Source organism: Bradyrhizobium sp. 33ap4 (assembly GCF_032654765.1).
Classification (GTDB): Bacteria; Pseudomonadota; Alphaproteobacteria; order Rhizobiales; family Xanthobacteraceae; genus Bradyrhizobium; species Bradyrhizobium australafricanum.
In genome coordinates this window covers 107,246-126,399 of sequence record NZ_JAUMTJ010000005.1, presented here as the reverse complement: position 1 = coordinate 126,399, position 19,154 = coordinate 107,246, and the positions used below count along the sequence as shown (strand labels likewise).

At 64.7% G+C, this 19,154-nt stretch carries 20 protein-coding genes; 8 read left to right on the top strand and 12 right to left on the bottom strand.

Annotation, left to right across the window (positions count from 1 at the left end; all coding sequences use genetic code 11):
- Positions 1 to 54: 54 nt before the first annotated feature.
- On the bottom strand, positions 55 to 885 hold the full coding sequence (locus Q2M23_RS05675; RefSeq protein WP_028334286.1) for a flagellar motor protein MotB: 831 nt from the start codon (positions 883 to 885) through the stop codon (positions 55 to 57).
- 28 nt (positions 886 to 913) lie between these two features.
- Positions 914 to 1,687, bottom strand: a complete 774-nt coding sequence (locus tag Q2M23_RS05670) for a motility protein A (protein ID WP_016848416.1) — start codon at positions 1,685 to 1,687, stop codon at positions 914 to 916.
- Positions 1,688 to 2,061: 374 nt separating this feature from the next.
- On the opposite strand from Q2M23_RS05670, the gene Q2M23_RS05665 reads away from it, so the two are divergent.
- Positions 2,062 to 3,042, top strand: coding sequence for an NADPH:quinone oxidoreductase family protein (locus tag Q2M23_RS05665; RefSeq protein WP_316394970.1), 981 nt, complete (start codon positions 2,062 to 2,064; stop codon positions 3,040 to 3,042).
- A 296-nt stretch (positions 3,043 to 3,338) separates the two neighbouring features.
- Complete coding sequence (locus tag Q2M23_RS05660; protein WP_016848414.1) at positions 3,339 to 3,527, top strand: hypothetical protein; 189 nt, start codon at positions 3,339 to 3,341, stop codon at positions 3,525 to 3,527.
- Between the two features lie 6 nt (positions 3,528 to 3,533).
- On the opposite strand, the gene Q2M23_RS05655 is transcribed toward Q2M23_RS05660, so the two are convergent.
- Positions 3,534 to 3,845: a hypothetical protein gene (locus tag Q2M23_RS05655; RefSeq protein WP_246786574.1), complete on the bottom strand. Its 312-nt coding sequence runs from the start codon at positions 3,843 to 3,845 to the stop codon at positions 3,534 to 3,536.
- A 42-nt stretch (positions 3,846 to 3,887) separates the two neighbouring features.
- Here Q2M23_RS05655 and Q2M23_RS05650 point away from each other — a divergent pair, with 42 nt between their 5' ends.
- Entirely contained in the window at positions 3,888 to 4,121 is a 234-nt protein-coding gene (locus Q2M23_RS05650) for a hypothetical protein (protein ID WP_057019701.1), read from the top strand.
- A gap of 20 nt (positions 4,122 to 4,141) precedes the next feature.
- Here the strand turns inward: Q2M23_RS05650 and Q2M23_RS05645 are convergent, their stop codons facing one another.
- Both Q2M23_RS05645 and Q2M23_RS05640 read right to left on the bottom strand, forming a co-directional pair.
- Entirely contained in the window at positions 4,142 to 5,413 is a 1,272-nt protein-coding gene (locus Q2M23_RS05645; RefSeq protein WP_076826735.1) for an NAD(P)/FAD-dependent oxidoreductase, read from the bottom strand.
- 42 nt (positions 5,414 to 5,455) lie between these two features.
- The gene (locus Q2M23_RS05640; RefSeq protein WP_076826490.1) at positions 5,456 to 7,117 is read right to left on the bottom strand and encodes a thiamine pyrophosphate-binding protein; all 1,662 of its coding nucleotides are present in this window, start codon (positions 7,115 to 7,117) and stop codon (positions 5,456 to 5,458) included.
- A gap of 137 nt (positions 7,118 to 7,254) precedes the next feature.
- Here Q2M23_RS05640 and Q2M23_RS05635 point away from each other — a divergent pair, with 137 nt between their 5' ends.
- Positions 7,255 to 7,404 carry a hypothetical protein gene (locus tag Q2M23_RS05635; RefSeq protein ID WP_316394904.1) on the top strand — a complete coding sequence of 50 codons (150 nt, stop codon included), beginning with the start codon at positions 7,255 to 7,257 and terminating at the stop codon, positions 7,402 to 7,404.
- A gap of 676 nt (positions 7,405 to 8,080) precedes the next feature.
- Complete coding sequence (locus Q2M23_RS05630) at positions 8,081 to 9,490, top strand: methyl-accepting chemotaxis protein (RefSeq protein WP_316394902.1); 1,410 nt, start codon at positions 8,081 to 8,083, stop codon at positions 9,488 to 9,490.
- 151 nt (positions 9,491 to 9,641) lie between these two features.
- Here Q2M23_RS05630 and Q2M23_RS05625 read toward each other — a convergent pair whose 3' ends face one another.
- The 5 genes from Q2M23_RS05625 to Q2M23_RS05605 all read right to left on the bottom strand — a co-directional run bounded on the left by Q2M23_RS05625 (position 9,642) and on the right by Q2M23_RS05605 (position 13,893).
- Positions 9,642 to 10,787, bottom strand: a complete 1,146-nt coding sequence (locus tag Q2M23_RS05625; protein ID WP_057019698.1) for an acyl-CoA dehydrogenase family protein — start codon at positions 10,785 to 10,787, stop codon at positions 9,642 to 9,644.
- A gap of 12 nt (positions 10,788 to 10,799) precedes the next feature.
- Positions 10,800 to 11,627: an SDR family NAD(P)-dependent oxidoreductase gene (locus Q2M23_RS05620; protein ID WP_057019697.1), complete on the bottom strand. Its 828-nt coding sequence runs from the start codon at positions 11,625 to 11,627 to the stop codon at positions 10,800 to 10,802.
- Positions 11,628 to 11,844: 217 nt separating this feature from the next.
- A complete protein-coding gene (locus Q2M23_RS05615; protein ID WP_076826486.1) occupies positions 11,845 to 12,249 on the bottom strand; it encodes a MaoC family dehydratase in 405 nt (134 codons plus the stop codon).
- Positions 12,246 to 12,701 carry a MaoC family dehydratase N-terminal domain-containing protein gene (locus Q2M23_RS05610; RefSeq protein ID WP_316394898.1) on the bottom strand — a complete coding sequence of 152 codons (456 nt, stop codon included), beginning with the start codon at positions 12,699 to 12,701 and terminating at the stop codon, positions 12,246 to 12,248. Before Q2M23_RS05610 ends, Q2M23_RS05615 begins: the two co-directional genes overlap by 4 nt.
- Positions 12,702 to 12,708: 7 nt before the next feature.
- Complete coding sequence (locus tag Q2M23_RS05605) at positions 12,709 to 13,893, bottom strand: lipid-transfer protein (RefSeq protein WP_253587148.1); 1,185 nt, start codon at positions 13,891 to 13,893, stop codon at positions 12,709 to 12,711.
- A gap of 95 nt (positions 13,894 to 13,988) precedes the next feature.
- Here Q2M23_RS05605 and Q2M23_RS05600 point away from each other — a divergent pair, with 95 nt between their 5' ends.
- The 3 genes from Q2M23_RS05600 to Q2M23_RS05590 all read left to right on the top strand — a co-directional run bounded on the left by Q2M23_RS05600 (position 13,989) and on the right by Q2M23_RS05590 (position 17,059).
- Positions 13,989 to 14,783 (top strand): TetR/AcrR family transcriptional regulator, encoded by a 795-nt coding sequence (locus Q2M23_RS05600; protein ID WP_310885955.1) that lies wholly within the window; start codon positions 13,989 to 13,991, stop codon positions 14,781 to 14,783.
- Positions 14,713 to 16,269 (top strand): long-chain fatty acid--CoA ligase, encoded by a 1,557-nt coding sequence (locus Q2M23_RS05595; RefSeq protein WP_316394894.1) that lies wholly within the window; start codon positions 14,713 to 14,715, stop codon positions 16,267 to 16,269. The genes Q2M23_RS05600 and Q2M23_RS05595 overlap by 71 nt, the downstream gene beginning before the upstream one ends.
- Before the next feature lie 193 nt (positions 16,270 to 16,462).
- Complete coding sequence (locus tag Q2M23_RS05590; protein WP_057019693.1) at positions 16,463 to 17,059, top strand: DUF2889 domain-containing protein; 597 nt, start codon at positions 16,463 to 16,465, stop codon at positions 17,057 to 17,059.
- Between the two features lie 116 nt (positions 17,060 to 17,175).
- Here Q2M23_RS05590 and Q2M23_RS05585 read toward each other — a convergent pair whose 3' ends face one another.
- The gene (locus Q2M23_RS05585) at positions 17,176 to 18,789 is read right to left on the bottom strand and encodes a winged helix-turn-helix domain-containing tetratricopeptide repeat protein (protein ID WP_316394891.1); all 1,614 of its coding nucleotides are present in this window, start codon (positions 18,787 to 18,789) and stop codon (positions 17,176 to 17,178) included.
- A gap of 79 nt (positions 18,790 to 18,868) precedes the next feature.
- Positions 18,869 to 19,132, bottom strand: a complete 264-nt coding sequence (locus Q2M23_RS05580) for a hypothetical protein (protein WP_316394890.1) — start codon at positions 19,130 to 19,132, stop codon at positions 18,869 to 18,871.
- Positions 19,133 to 19,154 lie beyond the last annotated feature (22 nt).

Genomic DNA, 19,154 nt, shown 5'->3' with positions numbered 1-19,154 from the left:
ATCGCGTGTCAACCGCGCAACAATGGTAGTTGACGGTAGTATGGTAACCCAGAGCTACGGCTTCAGATCCGGCGGCAGCGGCGGATTTTCCCGCATCAACGTGATGGTCACGCGACGGTTGGCCGGCAGCGTCGGATCGTCGGGAAACAGCGGCTGGCCGTCGGCCTTGCCTGAAACCGCGAAAATATGCGACGGCGGCAGCCCTTCCCGCTCCAGGATCTGCCGCACCGCGTTGGCGCGGTCCGCGGACAGGTCGAAGCCGTCATAATCGCTGCGCGCCGGCACGAAGCCTGCGGCCGTATGCCCCACGATCGCAACCCGCAGCGGCGTCGCCTTCAGCGGCGCGGCCAGCTTCTGGATCAGCCGGCGGGTGCGGTCATACGGCTCCCTGGAGCCGTCGGCGAACATCGAGCGGCCATCCTGGTCGACGATCTCGAGATTGAGCCCCTCCTTGGTCTCCTCGAACATGATGTTCTTGGAGATCTCGGTCAGCTCCGGCATGTCCTGCAGCGCCTGGCGAAGCGAGGCCGAGGCGAGAGCGAATTCGCGGTCTATCTTCAGCCGCGCGCCGTTGATCTGGCTGCGCTCCTTCTCGTCCGGCGTCGGATTGGCGGAGGACTCTTCCGGCGAGATGTGCTCGACGTTCTTCAGTTTCGGCCGGGTCGGCAGGCCGTCGGACTCGACGATGCCGGAATAGCGCACATTGGTCTGCACGCCGAACGCATCGCGCATCGAGCCGGCGACGATCTTCAGCTTGTTGTTGTCCATGGTGGAGAACGCGACGAGCATCACGAAGAAGCTCATCATCAGGCCCATCAAATCGGCGAAGGTCACGAACCAGCCGTGACCTCCGGTATGGGCGTCGCCGCGCTTTTTCTTGGCCATCGCTGCGTTTCCCGAAAGCGCGGTCCGGTCAGGCCGGAACCGGCTCGCCTTCCTCCTGGCGATGCTTCTCCGGCAGATAGGCCAGCAGCATCTCGCGCACCAGCGCCGGGCTCTTGGAGTCGCGGATCATCAGGATGCCGTCGATGATCAGCGTGCGGTTGGTCTCCTCGTCGAGCAGCTTGCCATGCAACTTGTCGGCAATCGGCAGGCAGAACAAATTGGCGACCAGCGCGCCGTACAGCGTCGCGAGCAGCGCGGTCGCCATGAACGGGCCGAGCTTGGAGGGGTCGGTCATGTTGGCGAACATCTGCACCATGCCGATCAGCGTGCCGATCATGCCGAACGCCGGAGCGCAGTCGCCGATCGCGCGATAGATCTTGCTGCCCTCGTCGAGGTGCATCAGGAAGTTGTCGCGGTCGCGCTCCATGTTGTCGCGGATGAATTCGAGGTCGTAACCGTCGGCGACGTAACGGATGCCCTTGGCGAGGAACGGCTCGTCGGTCTCGACCTTTTCCAGGCCGACCGGCCCCTGCTTGCGGGCGATCTCGGCGATGCGGGCGAGCTCGTCGACGAGGTCGCGGGCCGACAGCCGGCTCATCGTGAAGGCGAATTTGGCGCCGAGCGGCAGCCCATGCAGCATCACGCCCAGCGGGAAGCGGATCATCGTCGCCGCGATCGAGCCGCCGAAGATGATGATCATGGCGTGTTCGGAGATGAACATGTGCAGGTCGCCGCCCATGAACATCATCACCGCGATGACGATGATGCCAGCCAACAGCCCGGCGCCAGTCATGATATCCATAGGAGACTCCAACGCGTACGCAACCTGCCCGTCCTGGACGGCGCGCAGCCCAAGGCGGGCCGCGTGGAAAACCCTAACGTTAACGCCATTAAGGACGCGTTACCGAATTTGGTAGGGATAACAACGGGTAAACGCCGGTCTTTTCGCGATGTCGTTGAAGATGCTGGCTTTCCGCATGCGAGCCTGCCGTCGCATGCGCAAATCCCCTCCCCGTAGAACAACGGACATGGGATAGGTTTGCCGGAAGCGTATTCGCGCGAACTGGCTACCGGCTCGCGTGAAGAAGACGCGTCAATACAAGAATCCGGGGCTCCGTTCCGATTCAATCGGAGCGGAAAAGGCTCTTGAGGAAACCAACCAATGAGCAGGACAGGATGAAGGCCGTCGTCGTCGAGCAATACGCGCCCATCGATCAGATCGGGCTGAGGGAGATCGCCACCCCCGAACCCGGCCCCGGACAGATCCGAGTCCAGGTCCACGCCGCGAGCATCGGCTTCGTCGATGGGCTGAAGGTCGAGGGCCGCTACCAAACCAAGGATGCCCTGCCCTTTACGCCGGGCGCGGAATTCGCTGGCGTGGTCGATGCGGTCGCAGGCGACGTCGCCGGCATCGCGCCGGGCATGCGGGTGATGGGCGCGGCGCGCTCGGGCGCGCTGGCCGAGCACATCGTGGTGCCGCCCGACGCCGTCGAGATCATGCCCAACGGACTGTCGATGGAGGCCGCCGCGGCCTTTCGCACCAATTACCTCACCGCGCTCTATGCGCTCGGCGAGCGCGGCTCGCTCAAGGCCGGCGAGCAGTTGCTGGTGCTCGGCGCCGCCGGCGGCACCGGCATCGCCGCCATTCAAGTCGGCAAGCTGCTCGGCGCGCGCGTCGTCGCCGCGGCCTCGACGGAGGAGAAGCGCAACTTCGCCGCAAGCTTCGGTGCCGACGCTGTCGTCGACTACACGAAGCCCGACTGGCGCGACGCGCTGAAGGACGCGACCGGCGGCCACGGCGCCGACGTGATCTTCGATCCGGTCGGCGGCGAGGTCTCGCTGCAGGCGTTCCGCTCGATCGCCTGGAACGGCCGCCATGTCGTGGTCGGCTTCGCGGCCGGCAGCATTCCCGCATTGCCGTTCAATCTGCCGCTCCTGAAAGGCGGCCTCCTGATCGGCGTCGATGCCGCCCAGATCGCGCGGCACGAGCCCGAGGCGCAGGCGCGCGTGATGACGCAATTGTCGGCATGGCTGAACGATGGCCGACTGACGCCTGTTGTCGGTAAGGTGTTCGCATTCGACGATTTTCGCGCGGCCTTCACCACCATGCAGACCCGTGCGGCGCTCGGCAAGATGGTGGTGCGGATCGGGTCGTGAGAGAGGCAGCGCTATCGCCTCATCCTCGCTGTCGTCCCTGCGAAAAGCAGGGACCCATACGCCGCGGCGGATGTTGTGAACAAAGCTGGTCATTCCAGCGAAGCACACCAATCAGCGCTTGTGGTTATGGGTCCCTGCTTTTCGCAGGGACGACACTGAATGTCGCAAGCCAAGCTTGCCTTGAGGGTCAGAAAAATACGCGACCCTCGCCAAGGTTCGCGAAAATTATCACAGGTTATTGTTACGCGGTTCTATGCCGCCTTAGCGTTGCGGAGTACGGCATTCGGGGACGAAAAATGCAGGACATGCTGACGCATCTCGAAAAGCTTCGCCGCGACGCGGCGGAATGTGCGTTGATCCGAGACCTGGCGACTGACATGCGCAAGCGCGAGTTGTTCAGCAAGCTCGCCGAACATCTCACGGCCCTTGCCGCCGAGGTGGAGGAAACCATCAACGCAGCCCGCAAGGAGGACCAAGTCATTTAGCGAGGCCTACGTCGAGCGTTCGAAAGTATCGACACTTGTCGTGACGGCTCGCCACCAGTTCACGGGCTTCAGGGCCGCCGCTTCGCCCTCGCGGACCGCGACCAGCGCCTCGTCCGACATGACAATTTGCCGGATGGAACCAACGTCGCAACGGCGCATTGTCATTTCACCCATCGGTTGACAGGTAATATGCCGCCAGTATCGGTAGACGTGCCGATGCTGTAGCATTGCTGGTTCGCCGAGGAGCCTATTCGCCGCAATGTGTTGTATTTCAGGATTCTTTGTCTTGGCACTTTTTGCACATCGAGCATCGAGCATCACGTCGCGATCGCGCGGGCGGATTACCACCAAAGAGGCGCGATGAAGACCGACAAGGCCATCTGGTACGTCTCGTTCGCCATGCGAAATCCTGACGCCGGACATCACCGCTTCGCGCGCCAGACCCGTACCTTCACGACCGAGCAGGACGCCAAGGCGTTTGCGCGCACGCTGCTCGTTCAGACGCAGGACGTCAGCGCCGGAACGATCAATCCGCACGCACCGCGACGCGTGATCGCACCGGCCGCGATCACGGCCTGGGCCGGCGACAGCTGAGGCTTCGCCGCCGTTGCTTCCTACAGGAAGCGCGAGGGCGCAAACGGGGCGAGCGGAATCTCCGGCGCCTTGCCGCTCAGGAGTTGCGCGACCAGCCGGCCGGTCCGGGCCGATCCGACCAGGCCGACATGGCCGTGGCCGAAGGCGTAGACCACATCGCGCGTGGCACGGGCATAACCGATGCAGGGGCGCCCGTCCGGCATGCTCGGCCGATGGCCGAACCAGGTCTTGATCCGCGATGGCGGAATATCCGTCGGCAGCTTCGGGAACATATTGAAGAGGTGCTTGCGCAGGATTTCGGCGCGCTTCCAGTTCGGCGCGGCGTCAAGCCCCGCGATCTCCACCGTGCCGGCGGCGCGCAGGCCCTTATCGGTCCAGTTGACGACCATCTTGGCATCGGAGGCCATCATCGAATTGCGCGGGCCGGATTCCGCATTTTCGATCATGACGTGATAGCCGCGCTCGGTCTCCAGCGGCAGCGGATCGCCGATCGAGGCGGTCAATTGCCTGGAGCGCGCGCCCGCGGCGACGACGGCGGCGTCGCAGGCAATCTCGCCGCTCTCGGTGATCACAGCGACAAGCCTGTCACCGGCGAGCCTGAGGCCCGTTGCCTTGGCGGCGACGCGTTCGGCGCCGTTCGCGACGGCGTGCGCGGCAAGCGCCGCGACATAGGCGCCGGGATCGCGGCAGCGGCCCGCCTCCTCCACCACGACGCCGAATTTGTAGCGCGGATGCAGATCGGGCTCGCGCTGGCGCATCTCGTCTTCATCGAGCTCCAGCCATTCGATGCCGACGCGCTTGCGGATGCGCCAGCCGAGATCGCGGTCGAACGGCGCGCGTGAGGGAAACACATGCATCACCCCGCGCCGCTCGATCAATTCGCCCACGCCGGCTTCCTCGGCGAGTTGCCGGTGCAGCAGCGGTGCATCCTTCAGGAGATCGCGCATCGCCCGCGCGGTGGCCTCGACCTGCGCCTCGGTCCGGCTCGACAGCAGATACTTGACCAGCCACGGCAAGGCCTTCGGCAGATACGACCAGCGGATCGCCAGCGGCCCGAGCGGATCCATCAGATAGCCCGGCACCTTCTTCCAGGTGCCCGGCTCGGCCGGCGGGATCACCGAATGCGACGACAGCCAACCGGCATTGCCGTAGCTCGCCGCCTGGGTGCCGCCGGGCTCGCCCGGATCGATCAAGGTTACGCTGTGGCCCGCACGCAGCGCCTCGATGGCGCTGATGACGCCGACCGCGCCGGCCCCGATGATCGCGACGTGACGGGACTTTTGTTTGGGCATGATCTCCTCGGAAAACCGCTTCGCATTTTTCCGGATCATGCCCTAGCGCGTGGCCTGCGGCGCAAAATCCTTGCCGACCGACAGCGCACGCTGATCGACCAGGCAGTGCAGGATCGCGGGCTTGCCGGAGGCCAGCGCGCGCTCGAACGCGGGCGCGAAGTCTTCGGTGCGCTCGACCCGCTCGCCATGGCCGCCGAACGCCTTGGCGTAAAGCGCGAAGTCCGGGTTCTTGAGCTGGGTGCCGACGACGCGGCCCGGATAGTCGCGCTCCTGATGCATGCGGATGGTGCCGTATTGCGCGTTGTCGATGACGACGACGATCAGCGGCGCGTCATACTGCACGGCGGTGGCGAACTCCTGCCCGTTCATCAGGAAGCAGCCGTCGCCGGCGAACGCCACGACGACCCGGTCCGGATGATGCCGCTTGGCCATCACAGCCGCCGGCACGCCGTAGCCCATCGAGCCCGAGGTCGGCGCGAGCTGCGCGGCGAAAGCGTGGAAGCGATGGTGGCGGTGAATCCAGCCGGCATAATTGCCGGCGCCGTTGCAGACGATGGCATCCTTCGGCAGGCGATCGCGCAGCCAGGTCACGACCTCGCCATACTGGAAGCTGCCCGGCAGCTCGCGCGGCTTGTCGGTCCAGGCGAGGTAATCCGCGTGCGCCTTGGCCGCCTCGCCCTTCCAGGCCGGCACTGCCGCCGGCATCATGGTCTCGACCGCGGCGGCAAAGGCCGCAGGCGTCGCCTGGATCGCCAGCGCCGGCTGGTAGACACGGCCGAGCTCCTCGGCGCCGGGATGGACATGGATCAGTTTCTGGCTCGGCACCGGAATGTCGAGCAGCGTGTAGGACGAGGACGGCATTTCCGACATGCGGCCGCCGATCAGGAGGATGACGTCGGCGCCGGTGATGCGATCCCTGAGCTTCGGACTCGGGCCGATGCCAAGATCGCCGGCATAATGCGAGTGGTCGGCGTCGAACAGCGAGGCGCGGCGGAACGAGGTGGCAACCGGCAGGTCGAAGCGCTCGGCGAAGCGCGCAATGCCCTTGGCGGCCTCCGCGGTCCAGGCCGAGCCACCGAGCACCACGATCGGCGCCTTGGCGCCGGCGAGCATGCTGCCGAGGCGCTCGAGATCGGCCGGCGCAGGCCAGGTCGCCGCAGGCTCGACCTTCGGCGCGTCGGCGACCGCGGCGGTTTCAGTCAGCATGTTCTCCGGCAGCGAGATCACCACCGGACCGGGCCGGCCCTGCAGCGCGACGCGGAAGGCGCGCGCGACCAGTTCCGGAATGCGATCCGGACGATCGATCTCGACCGCCCATTTCGCCATCGTGCCGAACACCGCCTTGTAGTCGAGTTCCTGGAATGCCTCGCGCTCGCGCATGCCGGTGTCGACCTGGCCGACGAACAGGATCATCGGGGTGGAGTCCTGCATCGCGATGTGCACGCCATGGGCGGCATTGGTCGAGCCCGGACCGCGGGTGACAAAGCAGATGCCCGGACGTCCCGTGAGCTTGCCATAGGCCTCCGCCATCATCGCGGCCCCGCCCTCGGCGCGGCAGATCACGACGTCGATCGCGCTGTCGTGCAAGGCGTCGAGCGCCGCCAGATAGCTCTCGCCCGGCACGCAGGTGACGCGCTCCACCCCTTGCGCGACCAGCTGGTCGATCAGGATCTGGCCTCCGGTGCGGGCATTGCTTTTGGTCATGAGGGCTCCCTGCAAGTACTGGCGCGCGTTTGAGCTTCGCGCGGATCGTGGTCCCACGGGGTATGATAGACGGAAATAGGGTGCAAGGCCGAAGCTGCGTCTCCCGCGCGCAGCGGCGCCAAGCCATGCGGTAGGCAATGGGCAACGCCGTTTCGTCATCGATTTCCGCAGAGCGGACGATCGCCGGCAGGATTGAAGCCGCCGGCCGGCAAGCAACGCAGGTCACGATCGTCCGGCTCGAGGGCGATCTCGTTGCGCTCGCGCGGGACCACGACGCCGGTCCGTGACCCCGATCGCGTCTCGCGCGGCATGATCAACCTGCGCGGGCTTCTTTCATGAACACCCGCATCGACGATGCGGCCGCCCTGTCATCACGAGGCGCCGATCGACTCAACAGAGCGCAGGCGAAAGAATGCTCGCACGCCGCATCGCCAAGACCGACAGCGCGTGGCCGCCGAGACGATTGCAGTCAAGAGCTCTCCGCTGCGCGCGATGGCGTGGCACAATCTGCATGAGCCACACGTTATGTGCACGATAACAATCATTAGGAGCGCACGCGTGTGCTTCCGTAAGATTACGGTGCAGCGATCGGCCGCTTCACATCTTCGTCGCCGGATCGCGCGGATTTCACGGCAAATCGCGGTGTTGTGCGACGTTTTCGGCTGCGCTCATCGCGAGCATCGCGCGTTCGACCTGCGCGAGCGCACGCGGCGCATTGCGCGCCCTTCTTGGTGGAACTCGAATCGCCTACCGTTCCACGCAGTCAGAAATTGTAAATCGTGTAGCGCACCTGCGTGGGGCCGGCGGTGGAAGGCATTCCGTCGCCGATCAGGTGCAACGTTTCAATTCACCAAGATCATTATCAAGGCTGGAGGCAATAAGTCGGAGGCCAAGCGGTCTTAGGAAGACAACTATAACACTCAACTCCTTGGCTCACAGAACGACATGGCTACGATCCGACTTATGCTCTGCGAGCTGGACAATTTCAAAATCACCTACATCAACGAGTCGACGCGGCAGAACCTGAAGAAGATCGAGCATGTGCTGCCGGTGAAGGTCGACGCGCTGATCGGGCAATCGATCGATATCTTTCACAAGAACCCGCAGCATCAGCGCCGGCTGCTGTCCGACCCGAAGAACCTGCCGCACAAGGCGCGCATCACCATCGGCGGCGAGACGCTCGATCTCACCGTGACAGCCATGACCAATTCGCGCGGCCGCTACACCGGCCCGATGCTGACCTGGGAGCTAGCGACCGAGAAGGCGCGGCTTGAAACGCAGACCGAACGGCTGTTGCAAATGCTCGACAACATGCCGATCAACATCATGATGTGCGACACCGACTTCAACATCACCTACATCAACCAGACCAGCCTCAAGACGCTCGACACCGTGAAGCACCTGCTTCCGGTGGCGCCGGACAAGATCCTCGGCAACTCGTTCGACATCTTCCACAAGAACCCGGCGCACCAGCGCCGCATCGTCGGCGATCCCAAAAACCTGCCGCATGCGGCCAAGATCAAGCTCGGTCCGGAAACGCTCGACCTGCGGGTCTCCGGGCTGACCGACAAGCGCGGCAACTACACCGGCGCGATGCTGAGCTGGTCGGTCGTGACAGGCAATGTGAAGCTGGCGGACGATTTCGAGAAGGACGTGAAGGGCCTTGCCGGGATGCTGGCGTCGGCGTCGACGCAAATGCAGGGCACTGCGCGATCGCTGACGACGACCGCCGAATTCGTCAATCAGCGCTCGGCGAGCGCGGCGTCCGCGTCCGAGGAACTGTCGTCCTCGGTCAACGAGATCAGCCGCCAGGTGGCCGAGGCGAGCCGCATTGCCCGCATGGCGGTCGACGAAGCCGAGAAGTCCGACAAGCTGGTCGCGGGTCTCGTGACCATGGCGCAGAAGATCGGCGACGTCGTCGCCCTGATCAGCCAGATCGCCGGCCAGACCAACCTGCTTGCGCTCAACGCAACCATCGAATCCGCGCGGGCCGGTGAGGCCGGACGCGGCTTCGCCGTCGTCGCCTCCGAGGTGAAGGCGCTGGCCAACCAGACCGCCAAGGCCACGGAAGACATTTCGGCGCAGATCAACGAGATGCAGGCCGCGACCGGCAACACCGCCACGGCGCTGAAGGCGATCTCGCAGGTCATCGTCCAGATCAGCGAGATCTCGACCGTGATCGCCAGCGCGGTCGAGGAACAGGCCGCGGCCACCAAGGAGGTCACCGCAAACATCAACGGCACGACCAAGGCGATCGACGATGCCAGCAAGGCCGCCGAGAACGTGCTGGCGGCCTCCGGAGAGCTCGCCAGCAACGCCTCAGAGCTGGAAGTTCAGGTCGACAAGTTCCTCAAGAACGTACGGGCGATGTAGCGGCGCACGGCCGAAGGAGATGAGCGCGCACTCACCCCTCCGCGTCATTGGGGCGATGCGCGAGCATCGAACCCGGAATCTCAAGCCGCAACTTCGAGATTCCGGGTTCACGCTTCGCGTGCCCCGGAATGACGGCCAAAGACGCGCCCGCCTACAGCGAACGCGCGATCAGGAGCTTCATGATTTCGTTGGTGCCGCCATAGATCTTCTGGATGCGGGAATCGATGAACATGCGCGAGATCGGATATTCCTGCATGTAGCCGTAGCCGCCATGCAGCTGCAGGCATTCGTCGGCGGTCTCGACCTGCTTCTGCGAGCACCACCATTTCGCCATCGACGCCGTCACGGTGTCGAGGTCGCCGGCGACCAGGCGCTCGACGCACCAGTCGACGAACACGCGGGCGATCATCGCCTCGGTCTTGCGCTCGGCAAGCTTGAAGGCGGTGTTCTGGAATTCGAGCAGCGGCTTGCCGAACGCGGTGCGCTCCTTGGTGTATTCGGCGGTGATCCTGACCGCGCGCTCCATCGAGGCGACCGCGCCGATCGCGAGCGACAGCCGCTCCTGCGGCAATTGCTGCATCAGCTGTACGAAGCCGTTGCCCTCCTCGGCGCCGAGCAGGTTCTCCGGCGGCACCGTGACGTTATCGAAGAACAGCTCCGACGTGTCTGATGCGTGCAGCCCGATCTTGTCGAGGTTGCGCCCGCGCCGGTACCCCTCGGCGCCCGCGGTCTCAACCACGATCAGCGAGATGCCCTTGGCGCCCGGAGCCCCGGTCCGCGCCACCACGATGACGAGATCGGCGGCCTGGCCGTTGGTGATGAAAGTCTTCTGGCCGTTGATGACGTAGGAATTGCCCTGCTTCTTCGCCGTGGTCTTGACGGCCTGCAGATCCGAGCCGGTGCCGGGCTCGGTCATCGCGATGGCGCCGACCATCTCACCCGACGCCATCTTCGGCAGCCAACGTTTCTTCTGCTCCTCCGAGCCATAGTTGACGATGTAATGCGCGACGATCGCGCTGTGCACGGAGACGCCGGTGGTCAGCTCCGGCACCGTGCTCTCGAGGTCATCGAGCACGGCGGCGTCATAGGCGAAGCTGGCCCCTAAGCCGCCATAGGCCTCGGGCACGCTCGGCAGCAACGCGCCCATCTCGCCGAGCGCGCGCCAGGCCGAGCGATCGACCAGCTTCTGCTCGCGCCATTTTTCGGCGTGCGGCGCCAGATCCTTGGCGAGGAATTTGCGGAACTGGTCTCGGAAGGTGTCCAGCTCCTCGGTCATCCAGGACGATCGGTAGTGCATTCTGCCCTCGTATTAAATCAGAAGACCGCCGCCGGCGACGATCACCTGACCACTGATGTAATTCGATTCCGGAGCGCAGAACAGATAGACCGCATCGGCCGCCTCCTCCGGCGTGCCGCCGCGGCCGAGCGGGATCATGCGGCCCATCGCCTCCAGCATCTGCGGCTGGACGCCGACCTTGATGTCGCGGCCGGCGACGTCGATGGTTTTCTGCTGGGTCTCGATCGGCTGGGTCAGGCGGGTGTTGATCAGGCCGAACGCCACGCAATTGACGTTGACCTTGTAGCGGCCCCACTCCTTGCACATCGTGCGCGTCAGCCCGATCAGCGATGCTTTGGCGGACGAATAGCTCGCCTGCCCGGCATTGCCGTAGAGGCCCGCGATCGAGGAGATGTTGACGACCTTGCGGAACACCTCGCGGCCCGCCTCGGCCTCCCTCTTCGCCATCACTCGGATCGGCTCCGACGCCGCGCGCATGATGCGGAACGGGGCGACCAGATGGACGTCCAGCATCGCCTGGAACTGCTCGTCGGTCATCTTCTGGATCGTCGAGTCCCAGGTGTACCCGGCATTATTGACGATGATGTCGAGACCGCCGAACCGCTCGATCGCGGCGCCGACGAAGCGATCGGCAAAGCCGGCTTCGGTCACGCTGCCATTGACCGCGATCGCCTCGCCGCCCATGGCCTTGATCTCCGCGACGACCGCATCGCCCGGCTCGGCATCGAGGTCGTTGACCACGACGCGCGCGCCCTCGTTCGCGAGCTTCAGCGCAATCGCGCGCCCGATGCCGCGGCCGGAGCCTGAGACGAGCGCGACTTTGCCTTGCAGCTTTGACATTCAAACCTCCCTCAAACAACGTGATCTTTGCGGTATGCCCGCCTCACCTCGCCCCGCTTGCGGGGAGAGGTCGGAACGCATCGTCAGATGCGTTCCGGGTGAGGGGGTACAGGTCTCAACACCTCCAGAGTGCGCGGAAGCAGCCCCTCACCCCAACCCTCTCCCCGCAAGAGCGGGGCGAGGGAGCGCACAATCCTTCGTGGCGAGACCTTTCGCGCTACAGCGCGATAACCGCCTCGCCGGCGAGCTTGATCTCGCCGTTCTGATCCCTGGTAGTCAGCGCGAGTATTGCGCGCCTCTCACCGCCCTGCTCGACCAGCTCGGTCACCGTGCCCTCGCAGGTCAGCTTCGCGCCGAGCTGGGTGATCGCCGCAAAGCGGGTCGAGAACGAGCGGATGCGCGACGGCGCCACCGCGTCGGTCAGCGCCTGGCCGAGATAGCCCATCACCAGCATGCCGTGCGCGAACACGTCGGGGAAGCCGGCCGCCTTCGCGAAATCGATGTCGACATGGATCGGATTGTGATCGCCGGAGGCGCCGCAATACAGCGCGAGGCGATGGCGGGTGATCGGTGGAAACTCCTTGTGGACGATGCGGTCGCCGACAGAGGGAGAGCTGCTCATGACGGCCTCGCATTGCGTACCACGACGGTGCGCGAGACATCGGCGACATGGACACCGTTCTGGTTGGTGACCGGAGTGTCGACCACGATCAGCGTCATCGCCCCGCCCTTCTTGTCGGTCACGCCAGTGACACGCGGATGGAAGGTCAAGGTGTCGCCGACCACGACGGGCGCATGATAGTCGAAGCGCTGCTCGCCGTGCAGCACGCGCGCCAGATCAATGTCGAGCGCCGTGAGGAACTCGAACGCGTCCGGCGCATCCATCATCTCGAGGCAGAACAGATAGGTCGGCGGCACCGGCGCCGCCGTGAAGCCGGCCGCCTGCGCGGCCGTCTCGTCGCGATAGACGGCATTCGTCTCGCCGAGCGTATCGAGGAAGAAGCGCAGCCGCCCCGGCTCGACGCGCGCGGTCACGGGCGTAAATGTACGCCCGACAGCGGATTGATCGACCATGACGACCTCAAGCGCGTTCGTAGAGCGTCACGACGCAGGCGCCGCCGAGGCCGAGATTGTGTTGCAAGCCGACCCGCGCGCCCTCCACCTGCGTCGCCGCAGCGGTGCCGCGCAACTGCCGCGTCAGCTCATAGCACTGCGCAAGCCCGGTGGCGCCGAGCGGATGACCCTTCGACAGCAGCCCGCCGGACGGGTTGGTGACGATCCTGCCGCCATAGGAGTTGTCGCCGTCGTCGATGAATTTCGCGGCCTCGCCCTCGCCGCACAGGCCGAGCCCCTCATAGGTGATCAGCTCGTTGTGCGCGAAGCAGTCGTGCAGCTCGACGACGTCGAGATCATCAGGCCCGATGCCGGCGGCCTCATAGACCTTGCGCGCGGCATCCCGCGCCATGTCGTAGCCGACCACCTGCATCATGTCTGACGCACCGAAGGTCGAGGGCGTGTCGGTCGTCATCGCCTGCGCCGCGATGCGGACCTGCTTGTTGAGGCCGTGCTGGTCGGCGAATTTCTCCGAGACCAGAATCGCGGCGGCGCCGCCGCAGGTCGGCGGGCACGCCATCAGCCGCGTCATCACGCCAGGCCAAATCACCTGGTCGTTCATCACGTCGTCGGCGGTGACCTCTTTGCGGAACAGCGCCAGCGGATTGTTCTTGGCATGACGGCTCGCCTTGGCGCGCACTTTTGCAAAGGCGGAGAGCGGCGTGCCGTATTTCTTCATGTGGCTGAGGCCGGCGCCGCCGAAATAGCGCAGCGCCAGCGGCACGCCGGGCGCGTCGACCAGCTTGTCGGCCGCGGCGTCGAAATCGTCGAACGCACTGGGACGGTCGGTGAACACGGCCCCGAGCGCGCCGGGCTTCATCTGCTCGAAGCCGAGCGCCATCACGCAATCGGCCGCGCCCGACTCGATCACCTGCCGCGCCAGGAACAGCGCGGTCGAGCCGGTCGAGCAGTTGTTGTTGACGTTGACGATCGGGATGCCGGTCATGCCGACCGGATAGAGCGCGCGCTGCCCGCAGGTGGAGTCGCCATAGACGTAGCCGACATAGGCCTGCTGCACGCGGCCGTAGTCGAGCCCGGCGTCGGCGAGCGCCAGCTTCGCCGCTTCGGCGCCCATCACGTGATACGGCGCATTGGCGCCGGGCTTGACGAACGGGATCATGCCGACCCCGGCAATATAGGTGCGTGACGTCATCGCGTGTCCTCCCGGAAATTACCCACTGGACTATTTGTTACCCATGGGTAATATACGGGCGATCTTCCGGAGTCAATGCGACAACAGCCGACGCGATGGACGCCCACTCCCCCTCTTCCAGCAACGAGTCGCCGTGGCTGCCATTCGAAAGCCGGCGCCGCGCCCGCGACGAGAAGCGCGAGGCAGTGCTGCGCACGGCCGTAGCCCTGTTCCTTGAACAGGGCTATCACCGTGCCACGCTGAACGACGTCGCCAAGCGGCTCAACATCACCAAGCCGGCGCTCTACAACTACTTCCGCGGCAAGGACGAGATCCTGTTCGAGTGCTGGTCGATCGGCAATGAGCTGGTCGACGAATGCATTGCCGAGACGTCGGCGGGCGGCGGCTCGGGACTCGACAAGCTGCGCAAGCTCACCGTCCGCTATGCCGAGCTGATGACCGCGGACTACGGCAAGAGCCTGGTCCGGTTCGACATCCGCGACCTCAGCAAGGACAACCGCAAGATCGTGCAGACTGCGAAGCGGCGGATCGACCGCGCCTTCCGCGACTATATCGCACAGGGCGTCGCGGACGGTTCGGTGAAACCCTGCGACCCGAAGCTCGCAGCTTTCGCGATCGCCGGCTCGCTGAACTGGATCGGCCACTGGTTCCAGCCGGGCGGCGAGCTGAGCGGACGCGCCGTCGCCGAGGAATTCGCGATCCGCCTCACCGAAGGCATCGCCAAAACAACAACGCAAATGACATCAACGCGCAAGACAACGGCGCACGAGAAGGCGGACAAACCGCCTCGCAGGGGAAACGCATCAAGGGAGGAGACGAGTGAACATCACACACGGACTGCGGCGCGCGCTGCAGGTCAATCCAAACGGGCTCGCAGTCGTCTGCGGTGAGCGGCGGCGCAACTGGCGCGAGGTCGGCGAACGCGTCGCCCGCCTCGCCGCCGCGATCCGCGGCCTCGGCGCCCAGGACGGCGATCGCGTCGCGATCCTGTCGTTGAACTCCGACCGCTATCTCGAGCTCTACCTCGCGGTCGGCTGGGCCGGCGCCGTGATCGTGCCGCTCAACATCCGCTGGTCTCCGAGCGAGAACGAGGACGCGCTGCGCGACTGCCGTGCAACGATCCTGTTCGTCGACAAGCCGTTTGCGCCGGTCGGCACGGCGCTGGCAGGCGCCATCCCCGGCCTCAAGCTGGTCTATGCCGACGAGGGCGACATGCCTGCCGGCATGGCGAATTACGAGACGCTCATCGCGCGCAGCGCGCCTGTTCCGGATGCGATGCGCAGCCGCGACGACCTTGCCGGCATCTTCTACACCGGCGGCACCACCGGCCGCTCCAAGGGCGTGATGCTGAGCCACGGCAATCTGATGGCCAACGCGCTCAACGCGCTCGGCGAAGGCCTATGGCCGAGCAGCACGATCTATCTGCATGCGGCGCCGATGTTCCACCTCGCCAATGGCGCGGCGATGTATTCGGTGCTGCTGTCCGGAGGATCCAACGTCGTAATCCAGGGCTTTACGCCTGACGGCGTCGCGGCCGCCGTGCAGAAGGAGCGCATCACCGACGTGCTGCTGGTGCCGACCATGATCCAGATGTTCGTCGATCACCCGACGCTCGGCAATTACGACCTGTCGTCCTTGAAGCGGATCTCCTACGGCGCCTCCGTGATCAGCGACGCCGTGCTGATGCGCGCCATGAAGGCGCTGCCGCATGTCGAGTTCACGCAAGCCTACGGCATGACCGAGCTGTCGCCGATCGCGACCCTGCTGCACTGGAAGGAGCATATCGGCGACGGCCGCGCCAAGGGACGGCACCGCGGCGCCGGCCGCGCCACGCTTGGCGCCGAGGTCAGGATCGTCGATGCGGAGGACAAGGTCGTGCCGACGGGTACCGTCGGCGAGATCGCGGTGCGCGGCGACATGGTGATGATGGGCTATTGGGAGCGGCCGGAGGAGACCGCGCGCGCCGTGATCGACGGCTGGATGCACACCGGCGACGGCGGCTACATGGACGAGGACGGCTTTGTCTACGTCGTCGACCGCGTCAAGGACATGATCATCTCCGGCGGCGAGAACGTCTATTCGGCCGAGGTCGAGAACGCGCTCGCCCAGCACGCGGCGGTGGCGCAATGCGCCGTGATCGGGATCCCGAGCGAACGCTGGGGCGAGCAGGTTCACGCCGTCGTGGTGATGAAGAGCGGCGCCAGCGCCACGCCGGAAGAGCTGATGGAGCACTGCAAGATGCTGATCGCCGGCTACAAATGCCCGCGCAGCGTCGACATCACCGCGACGCCGCTGCCGCTCTCCGGCGCCGGCAAGATCTTAAAGCGCGAGCTGCGCAAGCCGTATTGGGAGAACCGCGAACGGCGGGTGAGCTGAGGGATAGCTCTCAACGTCACCCCGTCATTCCGGGGCGATGCGAAGCATCGAACCCGGAATCTAGAGATTCCGGGTCTGGCGCTAACGCGCCATCCCGGAATGACGACCTCTCATGACGCCATTCGACCGCGAGCGTTGACATCGGAGCGCACGGCCGATTGGATCAGCTCTAGATTCAATCCAGCGAGTTCAGATGTCCGCACCCGATACCAATGCCGACGGCAAGCCCCGCCGCCTGATGCACCGCCGCTCCGTCGAATGTCTCGGCTATCTCCGTGACGACGGATTGTGGGAAGTCGAGGCGCAGCTGGTCGACACCAAACCCTATGCCCGACAGGACAAGCATCGCGGGCTGCAGCAGCCCGACGATCCCGTGCACGACATCCGCCTGCGGCTCGCGGTCGACGACAGTTTTACGATCCGCGAGACCGGCACCACGATGGCCTCAACGCCCTACCCGTCCTGCCTCGACGTCGAGGGCATCTTGCAGCGCCTGGTCGGCGAACGCATCGGCAAGGGCTGGCGCGAACTGGTCCGTCGCAAGATTGGCAAGCTCGAAACCTGCACCCATCTCGCCGAGCTGCTGGGTCCCGCGGTGACGACGCTGTTCCAGACCGCAACCTCCGGCAAGGACCCGCAGGGCCGCGGCGCGCTCGATCACCAGCGCGATGTCACCGAGCCGCCATTCTTCGTCGGCGGCTGCTATTCATGGCGGCTGGATGGGCCTGTCGTCGCCGAGACCTTTCCGCAGTTCGCGCAGAAGCCTGTCGAGGCGAAGCCGGGTTCGTGAGTGGTGCTCCTGCTCCGCCGCTGACCAAGACGCGAGTATGGCGCGCCGCTGCTGGAGCTCAAATGTAGCTCCTCGTCGCAGCTTTATCCCATTCACGCAGATGATCGAACGCGGCACTAGCTCTCCGGCACGCCGGCCATGCGCATTCCCTCATAAAAGCGCTTACGCTTGGCGAGCCATACCGGATTGTCGGACAGGAAGACGACATTGACGTCGTATCGACGAATGCTGAAGTTGGGATCGAGCGCCAGTCCGGCTTTGGCACTGGATTGTGCTTCCTCGAGGTCTCCCATCATGGCCAACGCGCCAGCCAAGTGAAAGTGAGCGAGCGCAAAATTGGGATTAGCCTCAATGCTCCGGCGAAGCCAGTCCAGCGCCTCGAGGTCTGCGTTGGTGCAGGACATCAACTTGGCCATCCCGACAACCATGATCCAGAGAAAGGCACGCGTATCGCGAGGGGACAGTCGTAACGCCTCTTGAATATGCCCCTCGACTTCCTCACCACGCCCCAGCGCATGCTTCCCGAGGCCAATAAACCCATGCGCATCGGCCAAATTCCGATCGAGCGCCAGCGCCTGGCGACATTCAGCGATACCCTTTGCAGCGCGGTGCGTCCGAATTTGAACCGCGCCGAGCAACATGTGGGCTCTGGGGTGATTGGGCGCACGCAACAACACGCCATTCAGCGCCTTCTCCGCGGCCCTGAAATATGCCGGTCCGTCATCGGCCATGGAGGAAGAACCGATCGCAAAATCGACCTGAGCCGCGGCAACCGCTGCTTCAATATTGTCGGGATCAAGCGCGAGGGCGCGCATGAAGAAATCCCTTGCTCGCGCCATAACCGCTGGCGCTATTCCTTTATTCAGGACAGCCCTGCCCTGAAAATAGAGATCCATCGCGTCCGGCTGGGGCAACCGTTCTGCCCGTCGTGCTTCGGCCTTGATAAGCTCGGCGTTCAATGTATTGGCGAGCCGGGATACGATCTCATCCTGCATGTCCAGCAAGTCGGCAGCGGGCTTGTCGAAGCGCTCGGCCCACACATGGGCTCCGGTTTCCGTGTCAGTCAACTGAACGTTCAGGCGAAAGCGATTGCCGCCGCGTTGCACCGACCCTTCCAGCGCGTAACGGACATTCAATTCGCGACCGATCTCCCTCACGTCCACCGCCTTTCCCTTGAAGGTGAACGCAGTGCCCCGGCCGATGACGAACGCGCCGGCGATGCGCGACAGGTCGGTAGTCAGACTGTGAGTCACGCCATCGACAAAATATTCCTGCTCCAGATCGCCGCCAATATTTGTGAATGGTAGAACAACAATGGACAGGTGTGGGATCGAAGATGAACCCGCTGGCCTTCCGGCGTTGTCCGGCATCGACGAGGTCGTGACACTGGCAGAAGCCGGGCGGTCGGCCTGCTCGCCATCCACGACCAGCATGTAGCCGCGGCGAGGCAAGGTTCTCAGGGCCAATCGGCCCGCCCCTCCCAAGGCCTGCCTGATGTCGCCGATGGCCTGGACAAGCGAGTCTTCCGTGACCTCGCAGTCCGACCAGACCTCATCCAATATCTCGTCCTTATGCACCAGGCGCCCGACGCGTTGCGCGAGGAGCCGCAGCACCGCCCAGGCTTGAGGACGCAACGGCACGATGTCGCCGCGCCCGTCGAGCAGCAATTCGCGGGCTAGGTCCAAGGTCCGGTCGCCGATCACAATCGAAGGCTGCGATGACTTAAGCAAGAACGCCTCGTTGGGCCATTTCGGAAAGTATCGGCAGAATATCGGCGAGGTTTCGGGACCTGGCGGCAATTGTACAGCATCATCTTGCGGCGCGGGATAGCAAAACCGTCCCGAGCAGCGATCCACCAAAAGCGGTCAGCGCCAGGCAGGCCTCCATGATCAGTTCTGTCATCCATACTGCGCTAAGTATTTCAGGTTTCAACCCTTCCCCAATTGCGGGGACGGACCGGCGATGCGGTCCCGGCGTCAGCGACACCGAGATCAGGGTCGGCCAATCAATGCCGCGCAGCGCGCCGCTTTCGAGCCTGAGCAGGTTTGCCCGGGAGTGCTGGACCGGCACCAACTAGCAACATGAGGGGGAATGA

What these genes read in the sequence shown, in the direction of transcription:
- Q2M23_RS05675 (WP_028334286.1), bottom strand. Translation starts at nt 885, where the DNA reads ATGGCCAAGAAAAAGCGCGGCGACGCCCATACCGGAGGTCACGGCTGG.
- Q2M23_RS05670 (WP_016848416.1), bottom strand. Translation starts at nt 1,687, where the DNA reads ATGGATATCATGACTGGCGCCGGGCTGTTGGCTGGCATCATCGTCATC.
- Q2M23_RS05665 (WP_316394970.1), top strand. Translation starts at nt 2,062, where the DNA reads ATGAAGGCCGTCGTCGTCGAGCAATACGCGCCCATCGATCAGATCGGG.
- Q2M23_RS05660 (WP_016848414.1), top strand. Translation starts at nt 3,339, where the DNA reads ATGCAGGACATGCTGACGCATCTCGAAAAGCTTCGCCGCGACGCGGCG.
- Q2M23_RS05655 (WP_246786574.1), bottom strand. Translation starts at nt 3,845, where the DNA reads ATGCTCGATGCTCGATGTGCAAAAAGTGCCAAGACAAAGAATCCTGAA.
- Q2M23_RS05650 (WP_057019701.1), top strand. Translation starts at nt 3,888, where the DNA reads ATGAAGACCGACAAGGCCATCTGGTACGTCTCGTTCGCCATGCGAAAT.
- Q2M23_RS05645 (WP_076826735.1), bottom strand. Translation starts at nt 5,413, where the DNA reads ATGCCCAAACAAAAGTCCCGTCACGTCGCGATCATCGGGGCCGGCGCG.
- Q2M23_RS05640 (WP_076826490.1), bottom strand. Translation starts at nt 7,117, where the DNA reads ATGACCAAAAGCAATGCCCGCACCGGAGGCCAGATCCTGATCGACCAG.
- Q2M23_RS05635 (WP_316394904.1), top strand. Translation starts at nt 7,255, where the DNA reads ATGGGCAACGCCGTTTCGTCATCGATTTCCGCAGAGCGGACGATCGCC.
- Q2M23_RS05630 (WP_316394902.1), top strand. Translation starts at nt 8,081, where the DNA reads ATGCTCTGCGAGCTGGACAATTTCAAAATCACCTACATCAACGAGTCG.
- Q2M23_RS05625 (WP_057019698.1), bottom strand. Translation starts at nt 10,787, where the DNA reads ATGCACTACCGATCGTCCTGGATGACCGAGGAGCTGGACACCTTCCGA.
- Q2M23_RS05620 (WP_057019697.1), bottom strand. Translation starts at nt 11,627, where the DNA reads ATGTCAAAGCTGCAAGGCAAAGTCGCGCTCGTCTCAGGCTCCGGCCGC.
- Q2M23_RS05615 (WP_076826486.1), bottom strand. Translation starts at nt 12,249, where the DNA reads ATGAGCAGCTCTCCCTCTGTCGGCGACCGCATCGTCCACAAGGAGTTT.
- Q2M23_RS05610 (WP_316394898.1), bottom strand. Translation starts at nt 12,701, where the DNA reads ATGGTCGATCAATCCGCTGTCGGGCGTACATTTACGCCCGTGACCGCG.
- Q2M23_RS05605 (WP_253587148.1), bottom strand. Translation starts at nt 13,893, where the DNA reads ATGACGTCACGCACCTATATTGCCGGGGTCGGCATGATCCCGTTCGTC.
- Q2M23_RS05600 (WP_310885955.1), top strand. Translation starts at nt 13,989, where the DNA reads ATGGACGCCCACTCCCCCTCTTCCAGCAACGAGTCGCCGTGGCTGCCA.
- Q2M23_RS05590 (WP_057019693.1), top strand. Translation starts at nt 16,463, where the DNA reads ATGTCCGCACCCGATACCAATGCCGACGGCAAGCCCCGCCGCCTGATG.